This is a genomic window from Mesorhizobium sp. M1A.F.Ca.IN.020.04.1.1, assembly GCF_003997315.1.
Classification (GTDB): Bacteria; Pseudomonadota; Alphaproteobacteria; order Rhizobiales; family Rhizobiaceae; genus Mesorhizobium.
This window is the reverse complement of record NZ_RZSN01000070.1, coordinates 21422-27693: the sequence shown is the minus strand read 5'-3', so window position 1 is coordinate 27693 and position 6272 is coordinate 21422. Positions and strand designations below refer to the sequence as shown.

The following is a 6272-nucleotide window of genomic DNA, read 5'->3' as shown; positions in this document are numbered from 1 at the left end:
GTCTTGAGCGGTGACTACGGCTACCGCCAATATAAAGCATCCGGTCTCCCCGCCGACACCACTATCGATGCCAGCAAAGCCTCGTGGATTGTCGCCAATCAGGGAAGCTCCACCAACCTCTATCCCTTCGCGGTCGTCAACCCCGGCGACAACCTCGTGGCGTCGGGCGGCACGATCAACGGCACGGTCTCCCAAACCGGCGCCTGGGAGGACGTTTACGTCAACTCCGCCGCAGTCCGCGTGAATTCAGCCCACAACTTTGTCATCGACGACTGGACGATCACCAAGCCCTGGGATGGCATCCGTGTCGGCGGCACTGGCACCTTCCTCATCGAGGATACCTATGTCGGCTACTCACGAGACGACGCGGTCGAGGACGACGACGTCATCGGCGGCACCATCCGGGATTCGCTGTTCGACCACGTGTTTTCCGGAGTGAGCCTTGGCGACGGTGACGTCGATGGGTCTGACAACACGGTCACCATGGATGGCATGCTTCTAGGCATGGGAGAGTATCTTCGCAAAGGCGAGATGACGCACGGTTCGCCGTTCAAACTGGACAAGGGCACAGGCGCTGACGATATCGTTCCTAGCTTGCGCTTCATCGACTGCGTGGTGGCGATCACCGACGTTGACCACAACGGCTTGGAGCGGGTGCAGCGGGCCTGGGACAAGACGGTCGAGTCGCACGGCAATTACTATCTCAACCTCTCCGACACGCCACTGCCGGCGGATTATCCAATGCCGCCCGCCGGCTGGACGGTCCTTCAAGGCCAAGCGGCCCGCGATTACTGGGCCAACGCCAAGGCGGCCTGGCATGCAGCCCATGACGGGACGGACCCGCTGCCGTCATCTCCGGCCGTGCCGACCGACCCGCTACCGTCATCTCCGACCCTGCCGACGGACCCGACCCACGGAACGACCGGGAACGATACATTTGTCGGCACTGCCGCGGCCGATACCTTTGATGGCCTGGCTGGCAACGACACATTGCGGGGCAAGGGTGGCAACGACGTGCTGACCGGCGGCGCGGGCCACGACACCTTTGTGTTTGACACCGCCTATGGCGCCGGCAATGTCGACACGCTGACCGACTTCGACGCTGTAAACGACGCGCTCTATCTCGACAACGCCGTCTTCACCCAACTCGGCGCCGGTTCCTCGTCCAGCCCGACGCAGGTGAACTCGTCGTATTTTGAGTTGCGAGAACACGCCACCCATAGCAACGATCACCTGCTCTACAACCGGGCCACGGGCGTCTTGTCCTATGATCCCGACGGCTCGAGATCGGCCCCGCAGGTGGAAATCGCCCATCTGGAGCCCGGAGCGGCACTGACCTATCACGACGTATTCGTCGTTTGATCGTTCATGCGATCGGACCATGGCATGGCGAGGGGCGGGCGCGCCCCCCGCCGTGCCTGGTTCCGACGGTAACCGATCAGAAAGGCGGCGGACGCCGATCAAGTTGCCCATAAGCGTCGGCCGCATTGATCGCCGCGGATGCGCATGCGCCGGCCTTTCCGGTCGGCGCTGCCATCACCAATTCCAAACCGATCGGGCCGATGGCGGCGACACCATTATCGGCGGCCAGCTTGCTGCGGCGGCGCCGCTATTATTGGAAAGCATGTAGCAACTTGAGTTTCACGCCGCCTCGTTCGCAGACGTCATTTTCACTGCCAGCAAACGATTGGCTGACTAAGGCAATTTCGAGGTTTGGACGATTCAATTCTCTGCTTGAGAATCAGACGCTTAGCGCCATCCTGGATTGGTGGTTCCTGGCGTCCCAGCCGAACTGGATGCCCGGTGGATAACTTCCGGTGAAAGTGAGGCTAGGCTGTCAAAAGGTCGCAAGCGATAGCGCGGCTGCTTGGCATGATATATAAACATTGTCTAAAATGATCGCTTAACCAAAAGAGACGATTTCGGGGATGCCCAGTTACACGAATAGAAGGGTGCTGTCGAAGAGCGTGGTCGAAATGGGCCTGTTCTCCGCGGTGATGAACACCCTGGTGCTAGTTCTGCCTCTCTACATGCTGCAGGTCTATGATCGGGTTTTGCCCGCCGCCAATTTGGACACGCTCACCTACCTAACATTGCTTGCGCTTTCGACGCTCTTGCTCTTCGGCGTGCTCGAAGTCGTGCGGGGTGTATACGCAAGCCGGCTCGCGGCGCGACTGGATGTCTCTTTGGGCACATCGTCTTTTCTCGCTGCGATGAGTGGCCCTCGCGCTGGCCTCGGCGATGTTCAAGCCTTGCGCGACTTGGCCACCGTGCGAGGCTTCATCGCTTCGAGAACGATTTTCTTTCTCTTCGACCTTCCTTTCGGGCCGATCTTCGTAGGCCTGCTCTATTTCATCCATCCGCTGCTCTTCCTCGTGACGGTCGTCGGGGCGGTTCTCATGGTCGCCATCGCCATGCTGAACCAGGTCGCGAGCTCGCGACCTGGCAAGGAGGCGGCGGAGAGTCTCAACGCCTCGATGAATTTGGCGCAGGCTTTCGCCCGAAACTTCGAAACCGTTCGCGCACTTGGCATGGTGTCCAACGCGATAGAATTCTGGGGCACCCGTTTTTCCGGCTCTCTACACGCCTCGGATGGGCTCGCTCGCATCAATTCGTTTTATGGCGGTGTATCGCGCACCACTCGTTCGACACTGCAGATCGCGATATTGGGGGCCGGCGCTTATCTGGTTCTGCACAACGAGATGACCGCCGGTATGATATTTGCGTCCTCGATGATTTCGGCGCGCGCTCTGCAACCTCTTGATCAGATCATTGGGAGTTGGCGGCAGATCATCGACGCCAATCTTGCGTGGAAGAGGCTTTCGGCTCTCCGGTCCGGGCTCGACAACCAGGAGAACGTAGCATTGCCGGCTCCTGAAGGAGCGCTAAGCGTGGAGCAAATAGTCTATCATCTTCCGGGCGCGGCCGATGGCTCGCTGCCGCTGATCAAGCGCTTGACCTTTGAGGTCGCCGCCGGCGAGACAGTCGCGATCGTAGGGCCGAGCCAGGCTGGAAAATCGACTTTGGCGCGCCTCATAGTCGGTGCGATCGCGCCCCGCTCTGGGGCGATCCGGATCGACGGCGGCGATATTCGGAACTGGGACCCGGAACAACTCGGCCGCCATATTGGTTACCTGCCGCAAGATGTGGAACTCTTCCCGGGAACCATCGCGCAAAATATCGCGCGGTTCGAACCGAATGCGCCCAGCGAGAAGTTGGTTCAAGCAGCCCAGCGGGCCCAAGTGCATGAGCTCATCCTGGGTCAGAGGGATGGCTACTCGACGCTGATCGGCCCGACCGGCGTTCGCCTTTCGGGTGGCGAGCGTCAACGCATCGGGCTTGCTCGGGCCTTCTACGGCGATCCCAAGGTGCTGGTTCTCGACGAGCCCAATGCAAATCTCGATTCCAACGGCGAAGCCGCGCTCGAGCGCGCGATTAGCGGGGCGCGTTCACGAAAAACGACCGTGCTTGTCATAACACATCGGCCCTCTCTCGCTTCCAAATGCGATCGCGTATTGATGCTACGCAATGGCCAGGTCGAGATCTACGGTTTGACCAAGGGCGTGCTCGATAGACTTGTCGAGCGACGCGCCCAAGCGGGGTGGCCCGCAGCCTCTCAGTCGCGCGAAGGAGTGGTGCCTTTCCCCTCATCTGCTCGAGGCGAGATAAAGGTCGCTAATGACTAGCCAAGCCATCGGCGCCAGGACGTATAGCTGGCAGCGCAACGTCGACACACGCACAGATCGCATCACGCTCGCGGGGTATGCAAGCGTGTCCGTTTTCTTGCTTGGCTTCGTATTCTGGGGCGCAATGGCGCCGATTGCCGGAGCAACGATCGCGCCAGGAGTGATTGCAGCAGCTGGACAGAATGTCATGATCCAGCATCTCGAAGGTGGCGTGGTCAGCAGCGTCAAAGCTCGAGAGGGTGACAGAGTCTTACGAGGGCAGGCGCTGATCGTGCTCGATCCAACGGTGGCGCAGTCGCAGCTCAACCGAGTCCTCAAACAGTGGGTCGCACAAAAGGCTGAGATCGCGCGGCTCGAGGCAGAACGGGATGGCCTGGAGAAAATCGTCCTGCCCCGCGATTTAGGCGCCTACTCAGACGCGTCCGAATTCAGTGACGTCTTTGCAGAGCAAACCAAGGAGTTCCGGGCTCGGCTAGCGCGCTATGGCGCAGATCAGGAGATCCTTAGGGAACGGGTGGCAGCCCTTCAGGAAGCTGTTGCCGGCTTGAAGGCGCAAAAGGATGCTGCGGCAAACCAGCTCGCGATCGTCAATGCCGAGACGGAACGCAAAAAGCACTTGCTCGACAAGGGACTGACAAATCGTTCCGAATACACCGACCTTCTGCGCAGCACCGCCGAGTTGGTAGGTCAAGAGGGATCGCTGGAGGCGCAAATCGCCAGCGCGGCCACCCAGATCGTGGAAGCGCGCCAGCAGATTGAAAGACTAACAACCACCCGGGTCGAGGATGCTGTCACCGAACTGAACAAAGCCCGGGTAGAGATGGCCGACCTTGAGGAACAAATCAACGCCGCTCGATCGGTCCTGGTGCGAACGACCATTCGTGCCCCGGCGGACGGCATCATCGTCCGCTCTCTGTACAATTCCGAAGGCAGCGTCATTCGTGCTGGCGAGCCTGCGATGGAGCTTCTGCCGACGAAGGAACTTATCGTCGAGGCAAAGATCAAGCCTGAAGACATCGATTCTATCCGAGTCGGCCAAGGCGCGAACATGATGTTCACGGCCCTGAACGCACGGACAACACCAAAAGTGCCGGGAAAGGTCTTCTACATTTCGGCGGACCGGCTGACCACTCCCAGCACTGGACAGCCCTATTACACCGTGCGGCTTAAGATGGCCGACAAGCTGCCACCGCAGGTCAAGCCCGAGCAGATCTACCCAGGCATGCCGGTCGAAACCTTCATTTCAACCGGCGAGCGAACCTTTCTGAGCTATCTGACCAAGCCGCTGGTGGACTCGTTCCAGCGCGCCTTTCGGGAAAGATAGCCCGATCCTGCCTCCTGCGGCCTTCAACCTTACCCGAGGTGGAACTCTTCCGCCGGATTATGCGCAACCGGGTTCGGCCACTCACGGTTCTCGGTTTTCATGGCCAAAACGTCGCACGCTCGTAGCGCTCGAGGCGACGGGCTTTGTGATGGCTGTCTCGCCACGTGATCGAGGGCAAGGGCGATCACTTATTGGGTCTGCGGTCGCCTTCCTCCCTCCTTGCCATGGTGAGCTGGCCTCGAAAGGATAAGCGGGATGATCCCGCCCATCGCGAGAGTGTCGATCTCGAAGTACCGCGGTCCCTTGCACCCGGACGGCATCGAGATGCATCTCGACGACAGCATCTATCTCGGCGACAAGCGGGAGTACCGTCTGCGCCGTGGCGACTTCGTCGCCAAGGCGCACGGCGCGCGGCAACTTGCCTCGGGCAATGTATGGGCGCGGATCCCTGCCGAGAGCGTATGGGTCTTCGCGGCGGCAGCCCCGAAATAGTCATCGGTACCAACGCCGCTTGCTCTCGGGGCGGCCTCGTTTATCATTCGGTCTCGCACAATGACGTCACAGCCTCGCATTGCCCTGATCCATGCCACGCCCATCTCGATGGAGCCGATCAGATGGGCGTTCGAAGCGGGATGGCCTGGCGCCGAAACCGTCAATATCCTCGAGGACAGCCTGGCAGTGGACCGCGCCAAAACCGCTGACCTGACGAGCGACATGGTCCGGCGCGTCGAGGCCTTGGCCAGCTATGCCCGTTCGATCGGAAGCGATGCCGTGCTGTTCACCTGCTCGGCGTTCGGGCAAGCGATTGAACAGGCCGCGGCGAAGCTGGACGTTCCGGTCCTGAAACCGAACGAGGCCATGTTTGAGACGGCGATCCGCCGTGGCGGCCGCACCGCAATGCTCTACACTTTCCCGCCGTCGAGGGAAGGAATGGAGCAGGAGTTCCGGGACGAAACCGCCCGCATGGGCCAAGCTGCCACGATCACAAGCTATTTCGTGCCGGGCGCGATCGAGGCGGTGCGTGCAGGAGACGTGGAAACCCACAACCGGCTGATCGCGGCTGAAGCCGCCAAGCTGAGGGATTTCGATGCGATCGTCTTGGCACAGTTCTCCATGGCGCGCGCGCGGGATGCGGTCAAAGCGGCGACGAACATCCCCCTATCGACCAGTCCGGATGCGGCCGTCGCGAAGCTGCGCGTCCTTCTTGGCGCGGACCAACCCGCCTGACCAAAAGAAGGTCCCACGGAGCGCTCGACAGCTGC

The 6272-nt window shown here is 60.7% G+C and carries 6 protein-coding genes; all 6 read left to right on the top strand.

Going from position 1 to position 6272, the window contains the following annotated elements:
- Window positions 1–1362, top strand: a 1362-nt coding sequence (locus EOA49_RS32650) for a calcium-binding protein (protein WP_164749234.1), incomplete at its 5' end; no start/stop codon positions are given.
- A 125-nt stretch (window positions 1363–1487) separates the two neighbouring features.
- Entirely contained in the window at window positions 1488–1811 is a 324-nt protein-coding gene (locus tag EOA49_RS32645) for a hypothetical protein (RefSeq protein WP_164746629.1), read from the top strand.
- A 141-nt stretch (window positions 1812–1952) separates the two neighbouring features.
- The gene (locus EOA49_RS16030) at window positions 1953–3686 is read left to right on the top strand and encodes a type I secretion system permease/ATPase (RefSeq protein ID WP_164746628.1); all 1734 of its coding nucleotides are present in this window, start codon (window positions 1953–1955) and stop codon (window positions 3684–3686) included.
- Window positions 3679–5010 (top strand): HlyD family type I secretion periplasmic adaptor subunit, encoded by a 1332-nt coding sequence (locus EOA49_RS16025; RefSeq protein ID WP_127239394.1) that lies wholly within the window; start codon window positions 3679–3681, stop codon window positions 5008–5010. Before EOA49_RS16030 ends, EOA49_RS16025 begins: the two co-directional genes overlap by 8 nt.
- A gap of 255 nt (window positions 5011–5265) precedes the next feature.
- Window positions 5266–5502, top strand: coding sequence for a hypothetical protein (locus tag EOA49_RS16020; protein WP_067327877.1), 237 nt, complete (start codon window positions 5266–5268; stop codon window positions 5500–5502).
- A 60-nt stretch (window positions 5503–5562) separates the two neighbouring features.
- On the top strand, window positions 5563–6237 hold the full coding sequence (locus EOA49_RS16015) for an aspartate/glutamate racemase family protein (RefSeq protein ID WP_127239393.1): 675 nt from the start codon (window positions 5563–5565) through the stop codon (window positions 6235–6237).
- Window positions 6238–6272 lie beyond the last annotated feature (35 nt).

Coding starts and splice junctions, on each gene's coding strand:
- EOA49_RS16025 (WP_127239394.1), top strand. CDS start 3,679: ATGACTAGCCAAGCCATCGGCGCCAGGACGTATAGCTGGCAGCGCAAC.
- EOA49_RS16020 (WP_067327877.1), top strand. CDS start 5,266: ATGATCCCGCCCATCGCGAGAGTGTCGATCTCGAAGTACCGCGGTCCC.
- EOA49_RS16015 (WP_127239393.1), top strand. CDS start 5,563: ATGACGTCACAGCCTCGCATTGCCCTGATCCATGCCACGCCCATCTCG.